Source organism: Candidatus Pseudothioglobus sp. uisw_142 (assembly GCF_059512465.1).
On sequence record NZ_CM183452.1, the window covers coordinates 1,501,521 to 1,525,153 of the forward strand.

Annotated in this window: 27 protein-coding genes; 10 read left to right on the plus strand and 17 right to left on the minus strand. The window is 38.5% G+C overall.

What is annotated here, in order from left to right:
- Nucleotides 1-7 precede the first annotated feature (7 nt).
- The 3 genes from AC5YGB_RS07715 to AC5YGB_RS07725 all read right to left on the minus strand — a co-directional run bounded on the left by AC5YGB_RS07715 (nt 8) and on the right by AC5YGB_RS07725 (nt 2,831).
- Nucleotides 8-1,741: a SulP family inorganic anion transporter gene (locus AC5YGB_RS07715; RefSeq protein WP_020026547.1), complete on the minus strand. Its 1,734-nt coding sequence runs from the start codon at nt 1,739-1,741 to the stop codon at nt 8-10.
- Nucleotides 1,742-1,846: 105 nt separating this feature from the next.
- Nucleotides 1,847-2,167 carry an AzlD domain-containing protein gene (locus AC5YGB_RS07720; protein ID WP_020029032.1) on the minus strand — a complete coding sequence of 107 codons (321 nt, stop codon included), beginning with the start codon at nt 2,165-2,167 and terminating at the stop codon, nt 1,847-1,849.
- Nucleotides 2,157-2,831, minus strand: coding sequence for an AzlC family ABC transporter permease (locus AC5YGB_RS07725; protein ID WP_271558275.1), 675 nt, complete (start codon nt 2,829-2,831; stop codon nt 2,157-2,159). The genes AC5YGB_RS07720 and AC5YGB_RS07725 overlap by 11 nt, the downstream gene beginning before the upstream one ends.
- 245 nt (nt 2,832-3,076) lie before the next feature.
- On the opposite strand from AC5YGB_RS07725, the gene sat reads away from it, so the two are divergent.
- The 6 genes from sat to AC5YGB_RS07755 all read left to right on the plus strand — a co-directional run bounded on the left by sat (nt 3,077) and on the right by AC5YGB_RS07755 (nt 8,490).
- On the plus strand, nt 3,077-4,282 hold the full coding sequence (gene sat / locus AC5YGB_RS07730; RefSeq protein ID WP_271558277.1) for a sulfate adenylyltransferase: 1,206 nt from the start codon (nt 3,077-3,079) through the stop codon (nt 4,280-4,282).
- 171 nt (nt 4,283-4,453) lie between these two features.
- Entirely contained in the window at nt 4,454-5,248 is a 795-nt protein-coding gene (locus AC5YGB_RS07735) for an adenylyl-sulfate reductase (RefSeq protein WP_271558278.1), read from the plus strand.
- A gap of 25 nt (nt 5,249-5,273) precedes the next feature.
- Nucleotides 5,274-5,744, plus strand: coding sequence for an adenylyl-sulfate reductase subunit beta (aprB, locus tag AC5YGB_RS07740; RefSeq protein WP_020023504.1), 471 nt, complete (start codon nt 5,274-5,276; stop codon nt 5,742-5,744).
- Entirely contained in the window at nt 5,744-7,579 is a 1,836-nt protein-coding gene (gene aprA / locus AC5YGB_RS07745; protein WP_020023505.1) for an adenylyl-sulfate reductase subunit alpha, read from the plus strand. The genes aprB and aprA overlap by 1 nt, the downstream gene beginning before the upstream one ends.
- A gap of 72 nt (nt 7,580-7,651) precedes the next feature.
- A complete protein-coding gene (locus AC5YGB_RS07750) occupies nt 7,652-8,002 on the plus strand; it encodes a hypothetical protein (RefSeq protein ID WP_020026542.1) in 351 nt (116 codons plus the stop codon).
- Between the two features lie 17 nt (nt 8,003-8,019).
- A complete protein-coding gene (locus AC5YGB_RS07755) occupies nt 8,020-8,490 on the plus strand; it encodes an FKBP-type peptidyl-prolyl cis-trans isomerase (protein ID WP_020026541.1) in 471 nt (156 codons plus the stop codon).
- A gap of 14 nt (nt 8,491-8,504) precedes the next feature.
- On the opposite strand, the gene AC5YGB_RS07760 is transcribed toward AC5YGB_RS07755, so the two are convergent.
- The 6 genes from AC5YGB_RS07760 to efp are packed head-to-tail and all read right to left on the minus strand — an operon-like array spanning nt 8,505 to nt 12,529.
- Complete coding sequence (locus AC5YGB_RS07760; RefSeq protein WP_020023508.1) at nt 8,505-8,990, minus strand: metallophosphoesterase family protein; 486 nt, start codon at nt 8,988-8,990, stop codon at nt 8,505-8,507.
- Nucleotides 8,990-10,186, minus strand: coding sequence for an argininosuccinate synthase (locus tag AC5YGB_RS07765; RefSeq protein WP_020026539.1), 1,197 nt, complete (start codon nt 10,184-10,186; stop codon nt 8,990-8,992). Before AC5YGB_RS07765 ends, AC5YGB_RS07760 begins: the two co-directional genes overlap by 1 nt.
- Nucleotides 10,186-10,578 carry a DUF2914 domain-containing protein gene (locus AC5YGB_RS07770; protein ID WP_496137156.1) on the minus strand — a complete coding sequence of 131 codons (393 nt, stop codon included), beginning with the start codon at nt 10,576-10,578 and terminating at the stop codon, nt 10,186-10,188. The genes AC5YGB_RS07765 and AC5YGB_RS07770 overlap by 1 nt, the downstream gene beginning before the upstream one ends.
- On the minus strand, nt 10,579-11,028 hold the full coding sequence (locus tag AC5YGB_RS07775) for a YcgN family cysteine cluster protein (protein WP_020028577.1): 450 nt from the start codon (nt 11,026-11,028) through the stop codon (nt 10,579-10,581).
- A 41-nt stretch (nt 11,029-11,069) separates the two neighbouring features.
- Entirely contained in the window at nt 11,070-11,957 is an 888-nt protein-coding gene (gene epmA / locus AC5YGB_RS07780; RefSeq protein ID WP_271557868.1) for an EF-P lysine aminoacylase EpmA, read from the minus strand.
- Between the two features lie 11 nt (nt 11,958-11,968).
- On the minus strand, nt 11,969-12,529 hold the full coding sequence (efp, locus tag AC5YGB_RS07785) for an elongation factor P (RefSeq protein WP_020023513.1): 561 nt from the start codon (nt 12,527-12,529) through the stop codon (nt 11,969-11,971).
- Between the two features lie 178 nt (nt 12,530-12,707).
- Here efp and sucC point away from each other — a divergent pair, with 178 nt between their 5' ends.
- From sucC to AC5YGB_RS07800, 3 genes are read left to right on the plus strand one after another with little or no spacing between them, the layout of a single operon-like run.
- A complete protein-coding gene (gene sucC, locus AC5YGB_RS07790; RefSeq protein ID WP_496137157.1) occupies nt 12,708-13,868 on the plus strand; it encodes an ADP-forming succinate--CoA ligase subunit beta in 1,161 nt (386 codons plus the stop codon).
- Nucleotides 13,865-14,731, plus strand: coding sequence for a succinate--CoA ligase subunit alpha (sucD, locus tag AC5YGB_RS07795; protein ID WP_496137158.1), 867 nt, complete (start codon nt 13,865-13,867; stop codon nt 14,729-14,731). The genes sucC and sucD overlap by 4 nt, the downstream gene beginning before the upstream one ends.
- A 29-nt stretch (nt 14,732-14,760) precedes the next feature.
- The gene (locus AC5YGB_RS07800; RefSeq protein ID WP_496137159.1) at nt 14,761-15,909 is read left to right on the plus strand and encodes an MFS transporter; all 1,149 of its coding nucleotides are present in this window, start codon (nt 14,761-14,763) and stop codon (nt 15,907-15,909) included.
- On the opposite strand, the gene queA is transcribed toward AC5YGB_RS07800, so the two are convergent.
- From queA to AC5YGB_RS07830, 6 genes are all read right to left on the minus strand, one after another.
- Nucleotides 15,906-16,919, minus strand: coding sequence for a tRNA preQ1(34) S-adenosylmethionine ribosyltransferase-isomerase QueA (queA, locus tag AC5YGB_RS07805; protein WP_496137160.1), 1,014 nt, complete (start codon nt 16,917-16,919; stop codon nt 15,906-15,908). The genes AC5YGB_RS07800 and queA overlap by 4 nt on opposite strands.
- Nucleotides 16,906-17,631, minus strand: coding sequence for an RnfABCDGE type electron transport complex subunit B (locus tag AC5YGB_RS07810; RefSeq protein WP_053819624.1), 726 nt, complete (start codon nt 17,629-17,631; stop codon nt 16,906-16,908). Before AC5YGB_RS07810 ends, queA begins: the two co-directional genes overlap by 14 nt.
- Before the next feature lie 129 nt (nt 17,632-17,760).
- On the minus strand, nt 17,761-18,531 hold the full coding sequence (locus AC5YGB_RS07815; RefSeq protein WP_496137161.1) for an FAD-binding oxidoreductase: 771 nt from the start codon (nt 18,529-18,531) through the stop codon (nt 17,761-17,763).
- Nucleotides 18,532-18,624: 93 nt separating this feature from the next.
- Nucleotides 18,625-18,828, minus strand: coding sequence for a DUF2061 domain-containing protein (locus AC5YGB_RS07820; RefSeq protein WP_271549577.1), 204 nt, complete (start codon nt 18,826-18,828; stop codon nt 18,625-18,627).
- A gap of 2 nt (nt 18,829-18,830) precedes the next feature.
- Nucleotides 18,831-19,271 carry a DUF934 domain-containing protein gene (locus AC5YGB_RS07825; RefSeq protein WP_496137162.1) on the minus strand — a complete coding sequence of 147 codons (441 nt, stop codon included), beginning with the start codon at nt 19,269-19,271 and terminating at the stop codon, nt 18,831-18,833.
- Nucleotides 19,264-20,901: a ferredoxin-like domain-containing protein gene (locus AC5YGB_RS07830; RefSeq protein WP_496137163.1), complete on the minus strand. Its 1,638-nt coding sequence runs from the start codon at nt 20,899-20,901 to the stop codon at nt 19,264-19,266. The genes AC5YGB_RS07825 and AC5YGB_RS07830 overlap by 8 nt, the downstream gene beginning before the upstream one ends.
- 144 nt (nt 20,902-21,045) lie before the next feature.
- Between AC5YGB_RS07830 and AC5YGB_RS07835 the strand changes: the two genes are divergently transcribed.
- Nucleotides 21,046-21,507, plus strand: a complete 462-nt coding sequence (locus AC5YGB_RS07835; RefSeq protein WP_020028587.1) for an Lrp/AsnC ligand binding domain-containing protein — start codon at nt 21,046-21,048, stop codon at nt 21,505-21,507.
- Nucleotides 21,508-21,526: 19 nt separating this feature from the next.
- On the opposite strand, the gene AC5YGB_RS07840 is transcribed toward AC5YGB_RS07835, so the two are convergent.
- Nucleotides 21,527-22,261, minus strand: a complete 735-nt coding sequence (locus tag AC5YGB_RS07840; RefSeq protein ID WP_496137164.1) for a TSUP family transporter — start codon at nt 22,259-22,261, stop codon at nt 21,527-21,529.
- 43 nt (nt 22,262-22,304) lie between these two features.
- Nucleotides 22,305-23,633, minus strand: a complete 1,329-nt coding sequence (gene glmM, locus AC5YGB_RS07845) for a phosphoglucosamine mutase (protein WP_496137165.1) — start codon at nt 23,631-23,633, stop codon at nt 22,305-22,307.

Genomic DNA, 23,633 nt, shown 5'->3' on the forward strand with positions numbered 1-23,633 from the left:
TTGTATCTTAGTGACATTCATTAAAAACAAGCGCTTGACATTTTTCGCACTTGCTCTTATCAAGCCTTTCATAAAGAACCTTAATTGCTTCCGACTTAGTGTCAAAGAAGTTATCTCGTCCTATCTCATTGACAAAGTTAACCTTCTCCATAAACTCAAAGGCAGTCGACTTAACGGCAACAAAATATAGACTTCCATTTTGAGCTTTAAGGCGCTTGTTTTCATTTAAAAGTGCCTCAATTCCAGCAAGGTCAATAAAGTTAACCCCACTAGCGACAATTAAAATATGATAGATTCTTTGGTTGTCAACAATTCTGCTGAGCTGTTTTTGAATATGATTTATGGATCCAAAATAGATTGACATATCAATGCGAATAATTTTGAGTTGTGGACACTGCACTAAAGGCGCTTTTCGAATGCTTTGCAGTCTCCTATCACCCTCACCAGGCGGCGTAGCAAATGCAAGTGTGTGAACATCTGGGGTTGAAGTTTTTGCAATAAAGAGCATTAAAGATAATAGAACTCCTAAATAGATTGCAAACTCTAACTCAAACAACAAGGTAGCAAGAAATGTAGCTGTAAAGATCACACTTTCCGACTTACTATACTTAAAGGTTTTTCTAATATTTTTAAAGTCAACAAGATTGTAGGCAACTAGCAAAATAATTCCTGCCATTGCTGCAAGTGGCAAATAGGCAATTAGTGGAGCAACCAGAAGAACAATTACCATCAAAAAAAGCGCTGCCAGGATAGCTGATAGTGGCGTTCTTGCCCCGGCTTCAAAGTTTACACCTGACCTGGTAAAGGAGCCAGAGGATGCATAGCTGGAAAGAAAACTTCCAACAATATTAGAAGCGCCTTGACCAACAAACTCCTGATTAGCATCAATTCTTTGGTTTGATTTTGTTGCTATTGACCTTCCAATAGATGATGCCTCTATAAGGCCCAATAGTGCTATAGCAAATGCTTCAGGAGCAAGCTCCTTTAATGAATTTAATGAAAAGTCTGGTGTTGATAATGGTGGAAAATAAGCAGGCATCGCTCCAACAGTTTTTATCGTGTCGGTCAGTCCACTTAAATAAAATGCAAGAACGCCACCAACAAGCATACCGATTAACAGATTGGGATACTTTGGCCTTAAAATTTTAACCAAAATTGCACTCATTAATGTTCCTAGCCCAACAATTAATAAATATATATTGAACTCACCAACGCCCCAATAGATATCAAACCAAGTGTGGATAAAATCTTCCCCTCTCGCTATGTCAATTCCGACAATATATGGAATTTGACTACTAGCAATTAGTAATGCAGCTCCTGCTGTAAAACCAATTACTACGTTATGCGAAACAAAGTTTATCAAAAGACCAAATTTAGCCAAACCGAATACAAGTTGATAGACACCTGCTAAAAAAGTAAGCGTCAAAGCCAATGAAACAAACTCTTGAGTACCTGGCTCAGCATACTTACTAACTGCTGCAAAAACAACGATTGAGATTGCTGTAGTTGGTCCAGAGACAAGATGAAAAGACGACCCAAAAAGTGCAGCAATAATGGGGACCACCATTGCAGTATATAGACCATATTCTGGGGGCATTCCAGCAATTGTTGCAAACGCAACACTTTGGGGAAGAACAATAATTGCACCAGTCAAACCTGCGAAAAAATCAGCCTTAATTGTCTCCAAAGTGGTCAGCCTAAACCAAACTATAAATGGAAAAATTTTTGCTAATTGAATCATAAATGTTACGGCTTAAAAAGTGTTGATATTCGGTGGGTGGTAGATTATATAGTAATTCCTATGTGCTTATAGTTCTGAAGATATATTAATTCATTATGGTCCATATTACATTTGAACAAAAAACATATAAACAATAGTCCCAGAAACAATACTTAATAATGCGTTTCTCTTTAAAATTTGAAGACCTACAGTAACAGCTAAGGCAAATAAAGTATAAAAAATTTCAGTCGATAGGTAATCAACCTCTTTCAACATATAAATGACAAGAATCATCATGACCATCGGTGGAGTATTTTTTGCTACAAAATTGAGCTTAGCATTCTCTTTTCCAGGAGTAAACATCAAGAAGGGAGTAAGCCTTGTGAGATAGGTTGAGATTGCCATCACCAATATCGCAGCCAAAAGATATTCTATTTCATTCATCATGAGATTTGTTTATTAGTCGAAATATAAGGATTGATCCAATTGAGATAATAATCGCCACAATAAGCATGTGATCTATAAAAAACACTAGTGCGATAAAAGAGGCAATAAAGCCAATCATAAAAGGCAATAATCTTTTAACCATGATCCATTGCTCGATAAGCAAAACTACAAATAAGGCCGTAGCTGCAAACTCCATACCTTCAGTATTGAAAGATAAAATCTCTGAAGATAATGCGCCAATAGTGCAGCCTAAAACCCAGTAGATTTGGGCAAATAAAGTAATGAAAAAGAAATACTTTTTTTTATCAAAACCTTTAGGAATATTGATAGAAGTCATGAGTGCATATGTTTCATCTGTAAGTCCAAAAATCATATATAACTTTCTTAAGTTCCAATTGCCAAAGCTTTCAAGAAAAGCGATCCCATAAAACATATGTCTAGAGTTAAGTAAGAAAGTTGACATTGCAATTTCAACCAGCCCAACACCGGCAGCTAAAAGCCCGATAGCCATGAACTGTGCAGCACCTGCATAAACAATAATTCCCATGAGGGATGCAAAATACCAAGGGTAGTTTAATTCTTGAAATAAAAGCCCAAACGCAATTCCCAGAGGGATAAAGCCAAACAGGATTGGTAGAGATGTTTTTAGGGCAGTTTTTATCATTCTTAGATTTCTTATAAACCTTTATTTTTTAATATATAAGTCAAAATGAGTGTTGCAATCAAAAGAAAAAAGATTAAAACATATATATTAATTCATGTATACTTTTTTAGGTAGAAAATTAGTACTTTTTAGATCAAGATTTAATTGACTTATACTATCAATTAAACCTATGATAACATATCGTTAACTCATGTATATGAGTATAAAAAAATCTAAAAAATTTATTAAAACTTTTAAAAAATTATATGTCCAAACTTGTTCCGCCTCATGGAAGTAATGAACTCAAAATCCTTGCCTTAGAGGGTGATGACTTAGAAATCGAACAAAAGAAATCAAGTTCATTAACTCAGGTTATTTGCTCGTCTAGAGAATTTGGTGATGTCATCATGTTTGGTATAGGAGGATTTACTCCCCTTGAAGGCTTTATGAATAAGGCGGATTGGTTAAGTGTTTGCCACAACATGACACTAGAAAATGGTACTTTTTGGCCGATCCCTATAACCCTGTCTTCAGATGATGAGGATATTAAAGTAGGACAAGAAGTTGCGATCGTATATGAAAAAACTAATGAGATTATTGCGACCATGCTCATCTCAGAAAAATATACAATCGATAAAGAACTCGAATGCAAGAAAGTATTCAAAACAAATGATACCGACCATCCTGGTGTGGCAATTGTCATGGCTCAGGGTAAATACAATCTAGCTGGCTCAGTAAAGGTCTTGTCTGATGGCGGTTTTCCTGAGCAATACGGTGAACTTTACATGACCCCTTCAGAAACCCGCTCTTATTTTGATGAAAAAGGTTGGTCAAGCATTGCTGCATTCCAAACTCGAAATCCTATGCATCGCTCTCATGAATACTTGGCAAAGATTGCAATAGAAATATGTGATGGTGTCATGATTCATTCTACATTGGGAGAACTTAAGCCTGGAGATATTCCTGCTGATGTTCGATCAGAGGCTATATCAACATTGATTGAAAACTACTTTGTCAAAAATACCGTTCTTCAGTCAGGCTACCCATTAGATATGAGGTATGCTGGACCTAGGGAGGCACTATTACACGCCTTATTTAGACAAAATTATGGCTGCTCTCACTTAATTGTTGGCAGAGATCATGCTGGTGTTGGTGATTATTATGGTCCGTTTGATGCTCACAATATATTTGATGATATTGGTGTTGATTTAGTGACTAAACCATTAAAAATTGATTGGACCTTCTGGTGCAACAAATGTGCTGGAATGTCCAGCATGAAAACTTGCCCTCACAGTCACGAAGACAGACTCCTTCTCTCAGGATCAAAATTAAGACATCTCCTTAGCGAAAAAGAAGATGTCCCGGAAAACTTTTCAAGGCCAGAGGTTCTTAAAATTCTCCAAAAATATTACTCTGAAATTAAGGATAGTGACAAAGTTAAAGTGGAACTTAAGGGACACTCTGCGAAGTAGGCAATGATAACAATACATAATATCGACTGGTCCATTAGTTATGAGTTTTCTGGTTCTATAAAATTCACACTTCTAGAGCCTATTTCACCTACAATTGCACGCTCGGAAATATAGTGCATTTAGTTTGAAAAACGTAGTTCGTAATGCAATTAATTAAAGGAAAAATATAACATGATCTCTATAAACCCATTTTCTGAAATATCAGCCTTCATACCATCACTTGTGATGCAAACCTATGTTGTTGTGATGTTTCTTCTTGTGATTGGTGCAACTCTTTTTGACGTTGTACATAAGAAAAGTGCTAAATACTTTTTTAATAATTCAGTGAAGGCAAAAAAATCTGCTACAAGAGAAGTTAGCTCAGGAGAGAAAGTTTCAATTGCTTTCAAAACTGCTACTAACGAAGTCTTAACCTCTTCAGAGTTTTGCAGCACTAGAAGAAGACTCGCTCATCTTCTTACAATGTATGGATTTGTGCTGTTTGTCATAGCGACTGCAGTCATGATATTCTCATACTCCACTCCAAGCTCTATAACTCCATCACTATGGCCGTTATTATGGCATTTAGGTGCTGCAATGTTATGTGTTGGTGGCTACTGGTTTTGGTTCTTCATTAGAGTTGATGTCGCCGCAGAGGGAAATAAGTGGTACAGAGTAATGAGAGCAGATCTATTTGTTCTATCACTTATTGCGATGGCAACTTTTGCGCTAATCTGGTCCTATTTTCAAGCTAACAGTGTAGCTATTTGGCAGACTCTATTCTTTGGTCTTTTTATAGTTGCTAGCACAGTTCTTTTTGGTGGCGTTTTGTGGTCAAAATTTGCACACATGTTTTATAAGCCGGCTGCAGCTTTTCAAAAAAGAGTTACCAAGGCAGATGGATCAAGAGAAAATCTTCCAGAGCCTGCAGACTTGCCAGAGAAATTTGGCCTTGGAATCAAGCGTGAAGCACCACGTCACTATTAATAATTAATTTTTCGGAGAAAATATTATGCCAACTTTTGTATACATGACAAGATGCGATGGATGTGGACACTGTGTTGATATCTGTCCATCAGATATCATGCACATCGACAAAACTATTCGTCGCGCAGTTAACATTGAACCAAATATGTGTTGGGAGTGCTACTCTTGTGTGAAAGCATGCCCTCAAAATGCAATTGACGTAAGGGGTTATGCCGACTTTGCTCCTCTTGGTCATAGCGTGAGAGTTCTTCGTGAGGAAGAGAAAGGAACTATCTCATGGAAAATTAAGTTTAGAGATGGCCGTGAGAAAAATTTTGTCTCACCTATCACTACTCAACCCTGGGGAGAGAAAATCCCTAAGCTTGGTGATCTAGAAGTTCCTGATCAAGCAGCCCTTGACTCACAACTATTGTGTTTTGAGCCTGATGCACTTAATGTTGAAAAAGGTTTACCTGTCATCAGTAAGGACAAGCTTAAAGAGGGAGTATATTACTAATGGCAAAAAGAAAAACTGTTTGGGAAGACTGTGACATTCTAGTTGTTGGTGGTGGAATGGCTGGAACTGGTGCCGCCTATGAGGCGAGATACTGGGGCCGTGATATGAGAATTATTTGTGCAGAAAAAGCAAACATTGATCGAAGTGGTGCGGTTGCTCAAGGCTTATATGCTATCAACTGCTACATGGGAATGCAATGGGATGAGAACCAACCTGAGGACCATGTGAGGTATGCAAGAAATGACTTAATGGGACTTGTTCGTGAAGATCTTGCTTTTGATATGGCTCGACATGTTGACTCAGCTGTTCATAAATTTGAAGAATGGGGCCTGCCCATTATGAGAAATGAAGAGACTGGTCGCTATCAGCGTGAAGGAAAATGGCAGATTATGATCCATGGAGAGAGCTATAAGCCAATCGTTGCAGAAGCTGCACGTAAGTCAGTGGATAAAATTTATAACCGAATAATGATTACCCATCTATTGATGGATGAAGCAAAAGAAAACCGCGTAGGTGGTGCAGTTGGATTTAATTGTAGAACCGGTGATTACCATGTGTTTAAAGCTAAAGCAGTTATTGTTGGTGCTGGTGGTGCTTCTCATATTTTCAAGCCTCGCTCAGTTGGTGAAGGTATGGGTAGAACTTGGTACGCTCCATGGAGTAGTGGTTCTGCATATGCACTTCCTATTCAAGTTGGTGCTAAGATGACGCAAATGGAAAACCGTATAGTATTAACTCGATTTAAAGATGGATATGGACCGGTTGGTGCTTATTTCCTTCATCTTAAGACTTATACTCAAAATACTTATGGTGAGGAATATGAGTCAAAGTGGTATGAGCATACCAAAGCTATGGTGGGTGAGTACATTGACCATACACCAACACCAACTTGCTTAAGAAATCATGCATTTATTGAAGAGGTTAAGGCTGGAAGAGGACCAATTCATATGGTTACAATGGAAGCCTTCCAAGACCCTCACCTTGAGGTTATTGGCTGGGAGAACTTTCTAGGTATGACTGTTGGTCAAGCTGTAGTTTGGGCGTCACAGAATATTGATCCTAAGTATACAAATCCTGAGCTTACCACCTCTGAGCCTTACGTTATGGGCTCTCATGCGACCTGTTCAGGTGCATGGGTGAGTGGTCCTGAAGATATTTCTCCTCCTGAATATTTCTGGGGATACAATAGAATGCTTACTGTAGATGGACTTTTTGGAGCGGGTGATACGGTTGGTGGAACTGCTCATAAATTCTCATCAGGCTCATTTACGGAAGGAAGGATAGCAGCTAAAGCTGCTGTAAAGTACATCCAAGATATGGGTGATGATAAGATCCAAGTTAGCAACAAGCAGTGTGATGAACTTAAAGAAATAATTTTTAAACCTCTTGAAAACTATACTGTTGGTCGTAACGAAATTACTGCTGGTACAGTTTCTCCTAGCTATTTATTGCCAATTCAAGGCCTTCAAAGACTTGAAAAAATTATGGATGAATATGTTGGGGGTATTAGTGTGAATTATATGACCAATGGTAATCTTCTTACTCGTGGTATAGAGTTGCTTGGTATCCTTCAAGAAGATCTTGAACATATTGGTGCAGAGGACTTACACCAACTGATGCGTGGATGGGAATTAAAACACAGAACAATAACTTCTGAGTGTGTTGCTCAGCATACTCTGTTTCGTGAAGAAACACGCTGGCCAGGATATTATTATCGAGGCGATCATATGAAACTTGATGATGATAATTGGCACTGTCTTACTGTCTCTAGACGTGATCCAAAGACTGGTGAATGGGCAATGGAAAAAGCACCTCTTTATCATATAGTTGATTAGTCAATAAAAGATAAATAGTGAATTGAGGCCTCTTACTTGAGGCCTCAATAATTTTAACTACCGGATGAATAAATGAACCTTCTTGAAAAAACTAATGATGAAATTCTAGAAATAGCAGAACCACTATGGGATGATTTAGTTGTATCATCAAATAAAAGAGACTACCTCGGCTTTATTAAGCATTTTTCAAAAGAAATGCTAATGGGTGCCAATGAAATTGAGATTGGCAAACAATGGACAAAAAATAAAATGCTATCTAGTCTTTCCGTTGAGAGAGAATTTTTAGGTTGTCTTAGGCGAGGTGAATACATAACAGTCCTATACAAGCAGACAAGTGATGAGGTTCCTGGAGAATTCTTAGGTCGACTTGTTTTGGGTATTGAAGAGGGTGAAGTTAAAATATTTGGTGCAACAATTTTCTAAATTTTTTAGTTGAAGGCATGAGTAATACAATTACAACGAATAAATTTGTTGAACTAACCTATAGAATCATCGACCAAACTAATGGTGAAGTTATAGAGCAAGTTGAAGAGCCTTTGGGTTACGTTCAAGGTGACAATACGCTTTTATTCAATCAAGTTACCAAAGAGTTAGAAGGTAAATCAGTTGGGGATGAGGTAGAAATTCTTCTTAAGGCTGAAGATGCCTTTGGCCCAAAATTAGAAGAGTTGATTTTTACTGATGAAATTAATAATGTACCTGTAGAGTACCGATTTATTGGTGCAGCTGTAACCATGCAAAATGATAAAGGTGGCACTAAAGATTTTATTGTTTCAAGCATTGAAGATGGCAAATTGACCATTGATGGAAATCACCCTCTTGCAGGAAAAGATATTATTTTTTATGTTGAAGTATTGTCAGTTCGAGATGCAACTGCTGATGAAATCATTGAAGGTGGATCAATCGATTAAGGCTAATTGATTAATTAGAAAACATCATCAAAAATTTGTGGCTCAATATCCCATTCATTATTATTTTTAATAGTGAGCTGTAGGCATTTTGCTGCGCCATAGTTCCGAGTCTTTCCAGCTGAACCTGGATTGACCACCCAAGTAGACCCTTCTTTGTCAATGACCTGTTTATGTGTGTGCCCATATACAACTATTTTGGCGTTGGGGTAAGTATCCCTTAAAGAATCATGACTTGGCTGAATATGACCATGCATATGGCCATGCTCTACCGCTATATTGCCGCCAGGAAGGTCAAGCATCTCTACCTCTCCAAGGGAACTGATATGCAAATCATTATTGCCCTTAACAGCAATCATTTTTTGTTTTGGCCTTAACACTCTTAGAGAATCTTCATCGACTATATCGCCTGCATGAATCACAAAATCACAGTCGTTCATGAGCTTAATAATTTCAGGATGAATTACTCCATGAGTATCAGAAAGGATGCCGACTTTTATCACTATTGGAGGGATTTCAATCTAAGTCTTAGTGCATTAAGCTTGATAAAGCCCTCCGCATCTTTTTGGTTGTATGCGCCTCCGTCATCCTCAAATGTTGCAATTTTCTCGCTAAACAAACTGTTGTCAGATTTTCTTCCAACAACTGAAGTATTGCCCTTGTATAGCTTAACTCTGACAACACCACTCACATTTTCCTGAGAAGCATCAATAGCTGCCTGCATCATTTCACGCTCTGGTGCAAACCAAAAACCATTGTAAATAAGTTTGGCATATTTGGGCATTAGCTCATCTTTTAGATGAGCCGCTTCACGATCCAAGGTTAATGACTCTATCGCACGATGCGCTTTAAGCATAATAGTGCCAGCTGGAGTTTCGTAACAGCCTCGTGACTTCATTCCAACAAAACGATTTTCAACAATATCAAGACGCCCTATGCCATGCGCTCCAGCAAGCTGATTCAATGTCTCCATTACTTTTGCTGGTGACATAGGCGAGCCATTAATTGCTGTAATGTCACCTTTTTCATAAGTTAGCTCAATATATTCAGGCTTATCAGGAGCGTTCTCAGGAGATACTGTCCAGCGCCACATTTCATCTTCAGCTTCTTGCCATGGGTCTTCTAAAAGATCGCCCTCATAAGATATATGGAGCAGATTTGCATCCATAGAGTATGGAGATTTTTTTGATTGTTTCTTATAATCAACCTCAATATTATGCTTTTCTGCATAGTCCATTAAGCTTTCACGAGATGATAAATCCCACTCACGCCATGGAGCTATAATCTGAATTTCAGAGTTAATAGCATAAGCATTTAATTCAAACCTTACCTGATCATTTCCTTTTCCAGTTGCTCCATGAGAAATCGCATCAGCGCCAACCTCCTTAGCAATCTCCACAAGTCTTTTAGAAATTAAAGGTCGAGCGATAGAGGTGCCTAAAAGATACTCGCCCTCATAGATTGCATTTGCTCTAAACATTGGAAAAACAAAATCACGTGCAAACTCTTCTTTCAAGTCTTCAATATAAATTTCTTTGATTCCCATTGCCTCGGCCTTCAATCGGGCTGGTTCAACTTCTTCGCCTTGACCGATATCAGCCGTGAAGGTAACGACCTCACAACTATATGTATCTTGGAGCCACTTAGCAATGATGCTAGTGTCTAAACCACCTGAATATGCCAATACAACTTTTTTCATTATTTATTTATGTAGTTAAATTCTTTTTGATAAAGTACTTCACCATCCGCGCTGAGTACTTCAACCCTCCATAGCCCAATCCAAGTTGGCCACAAATTTTTAGAAGACCAGACTCTCCATCTTGGTCCGCCAACATCAAACACAACATCTGCCATTACTTTGTTATTGTATATCCAGCGATGCGTAACTCGCTGACCTTGAAGGTTGCGGATATTTGTAAAAAAATAGATTTTACCCAAAGAATTGTCAAGCTCTTCAATAATATTGATAGGTGCCCTATCTTTAATGTCTAGAGCAAAGACTGCTTTTGAAATGTTTTGATGTGGCCAATCGTTAGCCAAAACATTGAAAGTGATGAGCAAGCTGAATATTAATGTGATTAATTTTTTCATCTATTCCACCCATTTAATAACATGTTCGAATAATTGATCTTCGTTAATTTCGTTATCCCTATAAGTTCTGCCTCTGACTGAAATTCCCGCTAAATGAACGCTATTTTTGTCTCCACTGATAAGTGGGTGCCACTCATGAAGGGCTTTTCCTTCATATAGTAACCGATATGCGCAGGTAGTTGGCAGCCAATTGAACTTTTCACCCCAACCAGGATTAATAGTTAAGCAATCTGGGACATACTTTTGACGATCTAAATAATGTGGACAAGAGCAGCTCTCTTCATCAAGATAATGGCATGCAACATCTGTAAAGTAAACCTTCCCCGAACTATCATCTTCTAGCTTATGTAGACAGCATCGCCCACATCCATCGCAGAGTGACTCCCACTCCTCAGCGCTCATTTCTTGAAGCGACTTAGTCTGCCAAAAAGGTGCGTTTGAATTTTCCAAAGTTATTTAGAGGCCCTCTTTAATGTTTAGTTCACTTTCAATTATAGACTCAATAATGAATATAGTCTCTCAATCCCAATGGCTACTCCAGAGCATTTAGGGATGCCTTCTTCAAGGTCCTCCAGGAAGCCATGATCAAGGAACTCAAAAGGCTTAGATAAGGCCTTCCTTTTATTGAGTTCAGTATTAAAGCGGTCTCGGTAATCATTCGCAGACTGTATTTCTTGGTAGCCATTGGCAATCTCAGTGCCATTCATGTACATTTCAAATCGATGTGCTATAGGGCCATGAATTTCGGCAAGGGCAGCCTGCTGTTTCGGAAAATCATAGATTAAGCATATGGGGATCTCTTTGAGCTTTGGTTCAATTAAATGAACAAAAAGCAGCATTTGGATATCTTCAATCCACTCGTAATCAGAATTTAGACCCAATGAATTCGTTATCTCTTTGAGATCATGAATGTCACTATTGAGTATATCAATTTCTGAATACTCAAAAAATACTTGGGCATATGACAGCTTCTTTGTGGGTGCACTTGAACCTAGAGCAGCCAATAGCTCTATGATTTCATCCATCAGTTGATGTATGTTAAATTTAATACGGTAAAACTCAAGCATTGTGAACTCATTAGAGTTAATTCGTCCATGCTCGTTGTCTCTAAAAACCTGACAAATTTGAAAAATATCACCACTCCCTTTAGATAACAGTCGCTTCATTTCAAGTTCTGGTGAAGTGTGCAGGTAAAGCTTGGATGATTTTGCGAGGGCCTGATTAACCAAGACTTCAATGCTATCAATGTAAACGTCGGTTGATGGCGCTTCCAATAGAGAAGGGGTTACTACCTCAATGACTTGACGTGAATAAAAGAAATCTCGAATTGTTCGAGTAAAGTCTTGATACTCCCTGAGATTTTTTTTAACTTTAGACATGAAGACGTCAATTAAGCACGCCCTGAGTATTCATTCGTTCTTGTATCAACTTTAACTTTATCGCCTATACTTACAAATAAAGGAACTTGAACAACAACACCTGTATTTAATGTGGCTGGCTTTCCACCAGTACCTGCTGTATCACCCTTGAGTCCAGGATCTGTATCAGTAACTTCCAAAATAACATGATTAGGTGGGTTGACTGATATTGGATTATTATTCCAAAGCGTTACAATACAAGTGTCTTGCTCTACGAGATAGTTTAAGGCGCTACCCATTGATTCCTGACCTAAATCAAATTGTTCAAATGATGCAGGATCCATAAAATGCCACTTTTCTCCATCACTATACAAATACTGCATTTCCAATTCCATGACATCTGCGGCCTCAAGTGACTCACCTGATTTAAAAGTTTTCTCTAAGGTTTTTCCAGTAATTAAGTCTTTAAATTTAACTCGATTAAAAGCTTGTCCCTTTCCAGGCTTTACAATTTCGTTATTAACAATTGAACATGGGTTGCCTTCAAGCATTAATTTCATACCATTTTTAAACTGGCTGGTGTTGTAGTTCATAATTTATAAATCCTAAAATTTTTTGAAATAGTATGTGGTGTAATTTAAATTGATATTTTAATAAGATAGATTAGAGAGGTTTTCATAATTCGAATAAATAGCCTAATAAAATATAGTCGGCAATCGAAGAATGATAAAATACTCTCCCTGATATTTTAACCCTAATTCTTTTAATTATATGCATATACATGAACACCAGGCTAAAGACTTATTTAAGAAAAATGGTATTAAAGTGCCAAACTTTATCGTCGTTTCAAATGCGACAGATACTGAATCTGCTTGTATAAAACTAGGTGGCTCCATATGGGTTGTAAAAGCCCAAGTTCATGCTGGTGGTAGAGGCAAGGGTGGTGGCGTCATTGTGTGCAAAAATATCAAAGATGCGATTGAAGCGAGTGAGAGTCTTCTGGGAACTAATCTGATAACTCCACAGACTGATGCAAATGGACAACCTGTTAATGAAGTCATCATTGAAGCAGGCCAAGATATTGCTAAAGAATTATATTTAGGTCTACTAGTTGATCGGGCCTCAGAAAGAATTACTGTTTTAGCCTCTACAGAAGGAGGAATGGACATTGAAAAGGTTGCCTCTGATACTCCTGATAAGATTATCAAGATGAAAACCAATCCGCTCAGCAAACTATCTTTAGATGAGTGCAGCGAAGTTTCAGTAAAGCTGGGATTGGACGAATCACTTCATGAAGAGTTCTCTCAAACTCTTATGGGGCTGTATGAAATTTTTACAACGCATGATGCCAATCTAATTGAAATTAACCCACTCATTATTACCGGTGATAATCAAATTATGGCACTCGATGGCAAAATTGACTTTGATGATAATGCTCTCTATAGAAATGAATCAATTTTGGCTCTAAGAGATGTTGCTCAAGAGGATGAGAAAGAGAGAAGTGCGAGTGAATATGAGTTAAATTATATTTCACTGGATGGTACAGTAGGATGTATGGTCAATGGTGCTGGACTGGCAATGGCGACCATGGATTTAATTGAATACCATGGTGGCTCTCCTGCTAATTTCTTAGATGTTGGCGGCGGCACTACATCTGAAAGAGTTGCAAAGGCTTTTGAAATTATCCAAAGTGGGGAAAACGTTAAGGCAATTTTAGTCAATATTTTTGGAGGTATTGTTCGATGTGACCTCATTGCTAACGGCATACTTCAAGCAATAGAAAAAGTAGGTCTAACACTTCCAATTGTGGTTCGACTTGAGGGAACAAATGCTAAAGAGGGATTAAATATTTTAAATGCTAGTAACTTTAACATTATTACTGAGGCTGACTTAACTCAAGCCGCTAAACAAGTTGTGGAGATGGCCAAATGAGCGTATTAATTAATAAACAAACAAAAGTAATTTGTCAGGGCTTTACTGGAAAGCAGGGTACTTTTCACTCTGGACAGTCTATTGCCTATGGAACTGACTTTGTAGGTGGGGTTACTCCAGGAAAAGGAGGCCAAACTCACCTAGAGAAACCGGTATTTAACTCTGTCAAAGATGCAATGAGTGAGACCGGCGCTAGCGCCACTATGATTTATGTTCCACCTCGATTTGCATATGCCTCCATAGTTGAGGCAATTGAGGCTGAAATGCCTGTAATTGCCTGTATTACCGAAGGCATACCTGTTCAGGATATGATTAAGGTTAAAGCGATTATTGCTGATAGTAAATCAAGACTCATTGGTCCCAACTGCCCTGGCGTTATAACTCCAGATGAATGCAAACTTGGGATTATGCCTGGCAACATTCATAAGAGTGGTACTGTAGGTATTGTTTCTCGATCTGGAACCTTAACCTATGAAGCGGTTCACCAAACAACACTCGCCGGACTCGGTCAAAGTACATGCATCGGCATTGGTGGCGATCCAGTTCAAGGAATGAACTTTATTGATTGCCTCAAATTATTTGAAACGGATGAAGACACCCATTCAATTGTAATGGTTGGAGAGATTGGTGGGAGCGCTGAAGAAGAGGCAGCTGAATACATTAAATCCAATATTACAAAGCCTGTAATTTCTTACATTGCTGGACTCACAGCGCCAAAAGGAAAAAGAATGGGGCATGCAGGTGCGGTCATCAGTGGTGGCTCGGGAGATGCAAAAAGTAAAATTCAAGCGCTCAATAATGCGGGTGTAAGCGTTTCACCAACCCCAGCTTTAATGGGTCAAACATTACTTGAAGCTTTATAATAGTGATTCAATTTTTTTAATAAAGTTGCATGAAATTCGTTAGAAATAGTAGATTTGCAGTTTCAGTAATTTTTGCGATCAATGGAGTTGTCTTTGGTACATGGGCATCTCGCATCCCTGAAATTTCAGATCTCCATAACTTATCACCAGGCGCACTGGGTTTATTAATCTTTCTTCTTGGCTTTTCAGCTGTTATAGCGTTTTCGGTTTTTGGAAGGGCTGCAGATCGTTATGGAGCCTCAACAGTTACCAAGAGGACCACCTGCATCTTTATTCCTCTAACTCTGGTATTTATAGCTCTTGCTAATTCAATATGGGCGCTAGTTGCTGCTATCATTTTCTTTGGTGTCATTCATGGCGGTGATGACGTCGCGATGAATGCTTGGGCTGCAGAAGTTGAGCGAAAGGATGAGCGTCCTCTCATGTCCTCTTTTCATGCAATGTGGAGCCTTGGAGCAGGGATTGGTGCTGGGACCGGTGTCATCACATCTTTCTATAAAGTTGCTATGCCAATGCACTTTACCATTACCTCAATTGTCATTTTTTTGGCCATGCTTCCCATTATTACTATCCCTTTCAAATCAGAGAAGAAACAAAACAGCAATAAAGAGCCATTTATTTCGCTCCCAAAAGGAGCATTGCTTCCCGTTGCTTTAATCACATTTTTTGCCTCACTCGGAGAGGGTATCGTTGCAGATTGGAGTGCCATTTTTCTGAGAAGTGTTGCAGAACTCAATAATAGCAGTGCAGCACTTGGATTCACCGTTTTTTCTGTTTGTATGTTTACCATGAGGCTCATGGGTGACAAGATAGCACTCAATTTTGGCGCTCACATGACGGCGCGTTACTCTGGATTAATTGCCTTGCTGGGCTCCATCATCGTATTAACATTTAATTCTCTTGTGCCATTGGTTATCGGCTTTGGCTTTATAGGCATTGGCATTGCTGTCATAATTCCGCTAGCCTTTTCGCGTGCAGGTAAAGACAAAGAAATTTCCCAGGGGTCGGCTATTGCAAGCATTGCAACCCTTGGATATGGCGGCATGTTGCTTGGCCCCCTATTTATAGGCCTTATTGCTGAATTCACTTCAATTAAAACGAGCTTTTTGCTTTTACCAATATTAGCCTTCCTAATTTTTCTGCTTTCAAAGCACCTTTCAACAAGCCCAAGAGTCTAGCTTTTTTCTAAAAGCATAGCATCGCCATAACTAAAGAAACGGTACTCTTTACTGATAGCGTGCTGATACGTTTGATGCATTTCTTCAAAACCTATAAAGGCGCTAACCAGCATCAGTAATGATGATTTTGGTAAGTGGAAGTTTGTGATCATTGCGTCAACCACTTGAAACTTAAAGCCTGGATAAATAAATATCTCGGTATCACTTTTTTGGCTTCTAAGGTCGCCGCCCAAAGATGCAGACTCTAACGTTCTTACAGCAGTTGTACCAACTGCTATTACACGTCCCCCCTCTGCCTTGGCTCTCTCTATCTTGTCTACGGTGTCCTGATTAATTTCGTACTGCTCACTATGCATTTTATGGGCTTTAATATTTTCAACTTTGACAGGCTGAAAAGTTCCAGCTCCAACATGAAGGGTTACGAAAGCATGATCAATGCCTTGCTTCTTCAGATTAGCTAATAGTTCATCATCAAAGTGAAGTCCTGCTGTAGGAGCTGCAACGGCGCCATCATTTTTTGCATAGACTGTCTGATACCTTTTGGCATCCTCATTTGAGTCATCTCTCACAATATAAGGTGGCAATGGCATATGTCCAATTTCATTGAGCGTTTCAAGGATAGAGCCTTTATCAAAGTAGATGTTATATATTCCATCATTCTTTGAGGTCACCTGAAACTGGCAGTCATTTTCTAGAATGATGTAACTTCCCAACTTAGGAGACCTGCTTGATTTAATCATCGCCCTGGCTTCCCTTTCATTAATTAATCTTTCTATTAACACCTCAACTTTTCCACCTGACTCTTTGTGACCAAATAATCTTGCTGGAATAACTCTTGTATCATTAAGAATAAGTAAATCTTTTGGCTTAAGAAATAGGCCTAAGTCAGCAAAATGACTGTCAACTAAATCATGACCCCTCACCAGAAGGCGTGAGTCAGTTCTTTTGTGGCTTGGGTGTTGGGCAATTAATGATTCAGGCAACTCGAAATCAAAGTCACTTAGTTTCATTTTTTTCCTTTGCATTTTTGATTCGCAGCATTGCTGCATTAATTTTTTCTTTTTGAGCCTTATCCTTTGCCATTTTTTCTTTTAAGGCAATCATTTTTGATTTTAATAGCTCATCTCTTTCGCGCTTGTTTCTCTCTATACGAGATTGATGAAACTCAAATCTGTTTCTCCAATTGTCTCGGATTGCCCTCTCTTGATCTTGCCTAATATTTAAAGTTTCATTCTGCAGGATATTATTTCCACGTTCAATTGGGTTAGACTCAATCATATCTATACAGTCAACTGGGCAAACGGGCAAGCATAAATCGCAGCCAGTACATTCTTCTGCAATCACCTGCGTCATAACCTTTGAAGAGCCTACAAAAGCATCTACTGGACAAGCTTGTATACAGAGAGTACATCCTATACAGACTTTTTCATCAACCACAGCTATTCGCCTCGGTTTTGTTTCTCCATGAGCTTTATTTAATGGCAGCGTTTCGCGTCCTAGAAGTTCTGCAAGAGCGTTAATTCCATCCTGACCCCCAGGTGGGCACTGATTTATTTCAGCTTCTCCCGCTGCAATTGCTTCAGCATAGGGTTTACATCCATCAAAGTCGCACTGGGTACATTGCGTCTGAGGTAAGACTGCATCTATTTGCCCTACTAAGGATTTTCCTTCAGCTTTTGCGGTATTTCCTAAGCCTAAAAGAACTAAAAAATTCTCATTCATATACTTAGTAATTTTAAACTAAATATAGTTAACTTTTTTCTTTCACTATGAATGAAAAGCCACAACTGGCTTTGCCATAAGAGACATTTAGTAATTGCGAGTGAAAAAGACTGAAAGACTAATTAAAATCTAGGATTCTACAAAAGCACGCTCAATAACAAAGTGTCCTGGGTTGATATTGCGCGCCTCAATAAAACCCTTGGACTCTAAAATGGCAACTAAATCTTTAAGCATACTTGGACTACCACACATCATAAAGCGATCATCTTCCAATGTAGGATGGGGCTGATCCAAATCTAAAAATAACTTGCCACACTCCATAAGCGTTGTCAGACGTCCATTATTCTTGTATGGCTCACGCGTTACAGTTGGATAATAAACGAGTTTTTCACGCACCATTTCTCCCAAGTATTCATCATTGGGAAGAACATTTTCAATATAGTCAGAATAAGCTAGCTCTGAAACCTCACGAACACCATGAGCCAAAATAATTCGTTCAAATTGATCATAAATTTCTGGGTCCTTTATGATGCTCATAAAGGGAGCCAGTCCAGTGCCAGTAGCTAACAAATATAGGTAGCGCCCAGGCAGCATATTATCGGGAACCAATGTTCCTGTTGAGCGTTTTCCAACTAGAACCTCATCACCTACCTGAAGATTTTGTAGCTTTGAGGTGAGTGCTCCATCCTGAACTTTAATGCTGAAGAATTCCAGTTCTTCCTCATGATTAGAGCTTGTAATGCTATAAGCTCTCATTAAAGGGCGATCATCTGATGGAAGACCAATCATTGTGAAATGACCGTTTTTAAATCTATAGCCTGGATCTCTTGTAGTTCGAAAACTAAATAAGTTATCATTCCAGTGGTGTACATGTGTTACTTTTTCGGTCATTACTGACATAAACTCTTTCCTTAATTTGTCAACATTTTATGTTAAAAAAACGCTATTATTATACTCTTAAATTGTTATCTTAAATTAGTCTGCATTGATACATTAATTTCTACCAAATGCTAATCCATTCCAAGCTCTTTCATGAAAGTAATACAGGATCATTTTAGTCAAAACCTCTATAGATCCTATTGATGCAGCAATAGCAAAGCTTCCTGTAATTAGATATGAGATTAAAACTGTATCACATGATGCCAGAATCCTCCAAGAGATTGATTTCCCTATAGATCTTGATTTCTTATCCTTCATAGTTAATACTTTAAATTGAGGCCATTGTTGTTTGCTGCAGCCTGGTAGCAAATACTGAATCCACTAGAGTAATCTTCCTCATTAAAACCTTTATAGGACTCGAGAAGCTGGTAACTTGTAATGCCTGACCTGATCATAAACTGAAGTTGATCAAGGTGGGCATTGATGCCAACAATCTCACCTTTAAACTTCCACCTTTTGCTCAAAAAGTAAGCTTGAGAGTAGCCTCTTCCATCATCAAAGTTTCTAAAATCTAAAGCAATTAATTCAATAGAGTCAAGGCTTTCTTTTATAAATCCAACATCATTCGAAGGATCTAATATTAGGCCAACACCAAGCCTGGATAATTTGTCACTATCTTCGAGCCACTCTTCAAATGTAACAAGGTTTATCGTTTCATAATCTTTACTAATGAGACTGATAGGATTTTTTATTTCATCCATAGACCTTCTCCTTAAAGGGTGTTATACCGATGCGCTTAAAAACATCAGTAAATTTTTCTTCCTGCTGACGGTTGTCTATGTATACATTGACGATGTCTTCAACGGCATCAACAATTGTTTCTCCGCTTACAGATGGCCCTAACTTTTTACCAATGTTAGTTTGATGAAGTGTTTCTCCTGCCAAAGTAATTTGATAGTACTCTTCACCATTTTTTTGCATACCTAAAAGTCCAATATCAGCGATATGGTGATGCGCACATGAATTCTCACAGCCAGAAATATTGATCTTTAAATCTCCAATATCAAGTAACCTATTCATATCATTGAATCGCTCTTGAACCCTTGTAGCTATTGGGATAGAGACCGCCTTTGCTAAATCACAGTAATCCCTTCCAGGGCAGGCAACAATCTGAGCCAGTGTCCCTTGGTGAGGACTTGAGAGATCATACTGCTCTAATGATTTCCATAGGTCGAATACTTGATCTTTTCGAACAAAAGGAAACACAATGGTTTGCCTTTTGGTTGTTCTAATCTCTCCCGAGCTGAACTCATCAGCGAGTTTTGCAAGAATTCTCATCTGCTCTGATGTTGCATCTCCCGGGGCAGTTCCCAGCTTGGTAAGAGAGATATTGACGATGCTATGGCCAGAAACTTTGTGGCTTCGGACATTGTTTTTCTTCCAAATACCGTAATTGAAGTCGACTTTGTCCTTAAAGCCATCAAGATCAATAGGCTTAATTGGTAAAGCGAAATCTTTCTTTAAGCTTTCTAATTCGTTTAGATTTAATTTCAAATCAGGATCATCTTTAGTTTGTTGCCAGTCTTCATCAACCAATCTTGAAAACTCAGTTGCGCCTAATTCTCGAACAAGAAACTTAATACGAAGTTTCTTTTGATGGTCTCTGCGGCCCTTTAGATTGTATATTCTTAGTGATGATTCTAAGTAACTTAATATGTCAACTACTGGAACAAAAGATGCTGTTTCAGCAGCAATCATTGCTGCTGCCCCTAAACCACCTCCAACAAAAACGCTAAAGCCAAGCTCTCCCTTTTCATTTCGACCTAGTCTTAATCCTAGGTCATGTATTTTTAATGCAGTTTCATCAAGCTTTGCGCCATTAATAGCAATTTTAAATTTACCAGGCAGCCATGAGAATTCTGGATGCAGGTTAAACCATCGCCTAATCAGCTCACAATATGGCCTCGCATCTTCAATCTCACCTTCAGTTAAACCTGATAAAGGATCAGCAGTGATATTTCTTGTCGCTTTACCGCTGGTTTGGATTGCATGAAGTCCGGCATCTGTTAAATCACGAAGCAAATTGGCAATCTCAGGGAGCTGTATCCAATTAAACTGGATATTTTGACGCGTTGTAAAGTGACCAAAACCACGGTCATACTTATCAGCAACGTCAGCAAGTGCTCTGAGCTGATCCGAACTCAAAATACCATAAGGTATTGCAATTCTGAGCATGTGCGCGTGAAGCTCCATGTAAAGACCATTCCTAAGCCTTAAGCTTCTGAATTTAGCTTCATCTAGTTCACCAGACAAATGCCGCTTTAATTGCTTTTCAAATTGATCGACTCGCTCAACTAAAAACTGCTTGTCTTGTGCGCTGTATTGATACATCTTTTTGATTAATATATATAATATGCAGAATTATAGTAAAATATTCTATTTTCAATTACAAAAAGAAACAAAAAAGGAATTTTTTCTTTATAAAATATCTTAAAAAGAAAAATATTTTATTTTATGCCTTTTTTAGATAACATTATGGATGCAATCGATATTAAACTATTAAAACTGCTTCAGCATAACGCTGAACTCACAATTCAAGAGCTCTCTTCTGAGGTGCATTTATCAACAACGCCCTGCTGGAAGAGAATCAACCAGCTTAAAAATAATGGCTATATAAATAAAACAGTCGCTCTGGTTAATCGAAAGAGAGTTGGCTCTAATGTCACTGCGATGGTTGCTGTCACTGTAACTAACCATAACCAAGAGAGAATTAGTGTTTTTGCTGATACCGTTAAAGAGATCCCTGAAGTCATTGAATGTTATCGTATGAGCGGTGAAACAGACTACCTTCTTAAAGTGGTTGTGAGCGACATAGAGAGCTATGACAATTTTTATAAAAACTTAATTGAAAAAGTTAAATTTCTAAAGGTTACTTCTAATTTTGCAATTGAAGAAATTAAAAGCACAACCGAAATACCTATCAACACAATGGATTAACTCATTATAAGTAATGCTATTAAAAGATTACTTTTGATAGACCTACTATACATATAACAATTAGCGCACTACCCATCCATCTTTTGAATTGGATATCGTTATCAATGATTCGATCATGTACTTTAAGTCCAACAAAGTGTCCAAGTCCTGCTACTGGAATTAACATCAAAGAAAACTGCCAGTTAATGTATACATCAACCATCAAAAAAGCCCCCATCTTTATTGTAACTAATAAAAACCATAGAACAAACAAAGTATTTCTAAGCCTTTTAACATCAACATTTTGCATATAGACAGCGACTAATAATGGCGCACCATTGAGTGATGTTCCAGAAATGTAACCACCGAGTATAAGCAGTAATCGACTTCCCCAGCCACTACGAGAAGCAATTTGAAAGTTCATAATCCATGTCAATGCATAAAAAGATGTTATCGAATAAACAATGACTGTCATTACGGTTGGTGGAAGACTGATTAGACCTATAACACCAATAATTTTTGCAGGCAGAATCCATGGCAATGACTGCTTTAAATAACTCCAATCGACTATTTTTAGTGATCTTGCGAGCGCAATTCCTGAAAAAAATAGTAAATGTATCCCAATAATGGGGAGCCAATCGATTGGAGACCCTCCAACCAACATTAATAGTGGAAGACCTAAGACTGCGCCACCAAAACCAAGGCCTGTTCTTACAAAACCAATCCAGATAAAGATGAGTGAAATGATGACTATGTCAACTGGAGTGAAAACCATAATCTTAAATTATGCTAAAGATAATATAGTAATTACTTTGTAATTACATTGATTGAATTGCTTCTGATATTTGTTTTGCAGATTCATTAGCCAGGGCATTATCCGCACATTCAACCATAACGCGAACCAGAGGCTCAGTTCCAGATTCTCTAACTAAAAGACGACCTTTATCAGAGAGCTTTGACTCAACAGCACCAATTAACTCTAATAGTTTTGAGTCATTTAGGTTGACCTTACTCTCAGTTTTAATATTAATTAGAACTTGAGGGTATTTAGTCATTTCGCTTTTGAGATCGAAAAGAGATTGCCCAGATTTTGCAACAATCTCCAAAACCTGAAGGGCTGCTATGATAGCGTCTCCAGAGGTAGACTTATTTAAGCATATAATATGTCCAGAGCCTTCACCGCCCAAAATAGCTTTGTTTTTAATTAAGTGATCCATGACGTGCCTATCTCCGACATCAGCCTCAATAAACTTCATTCCATTGTCTGTTAATGCGTTGCGAATTCCTAAATTTGTCATCTTAGTGCCGACAACGGTGTTGGATTTTAATTCACCTCTTTTTTGCCAGGCATTCGCAATAATAAAGACTAACTCATCACCATCTACTTTTTCACCTTTATGATCAACCATAATGAGCCTATCACCATCACCATCGAAAGCGATTCCTAGATCAGCACTGTTTTCTATCACCTCGTGCTGGAGATGAACCGTATCAGTTGCACCGCACTCGCGGTTTATGTTGTAACCATCTGGCGTATTATTTATCATTGTGACTGAGGCGCCAAGCTCAGTAAAAACGTCTTCAGCAATATGGTAAGTTGCGCCATTGGCACAATCAATTACAATCTTTAAGTTGGATAAGTCGCATGATTTATCAAATGTTGACTTACAAAACTCGATGTATCTACCGACTGCTTGCCCATAGCGCTTTGCTTTTCCAATGGCGGCTGAATTAACGCTGACCATTGGCATTGAGAGCTTCTTTTCGATTGCTTTTTGAATATCATCACTCAGCTTGACGCCTTTAGATGAAAAGAACTTTACTCCATTATCGTGGTATGGGTTGTGAGATGCGCTGATAACGACGCCCGCTGTTGCTCCGAATGCTTGCGTCAAGTAAGCAATAGCAGGAGAGGGCATCGGTCCAAGCATGCCGACGTTGACGCCAGCAGATAGGAATCCAGCTTCGAGCGCTGACTCAAATAGATAGCCTGAAACTCGGGTATCCTTTCCAATAATGACGCTAGCACTTCCACTTTCTCTTAAAACAGAGCCTACGGCCCAACCCACTTTTAGTAAAAAATCGGCTGTGATTGGCGCTTTACCAACTTCACCACGAATCCCATCAGTCCCAAAAAAATTACTCAA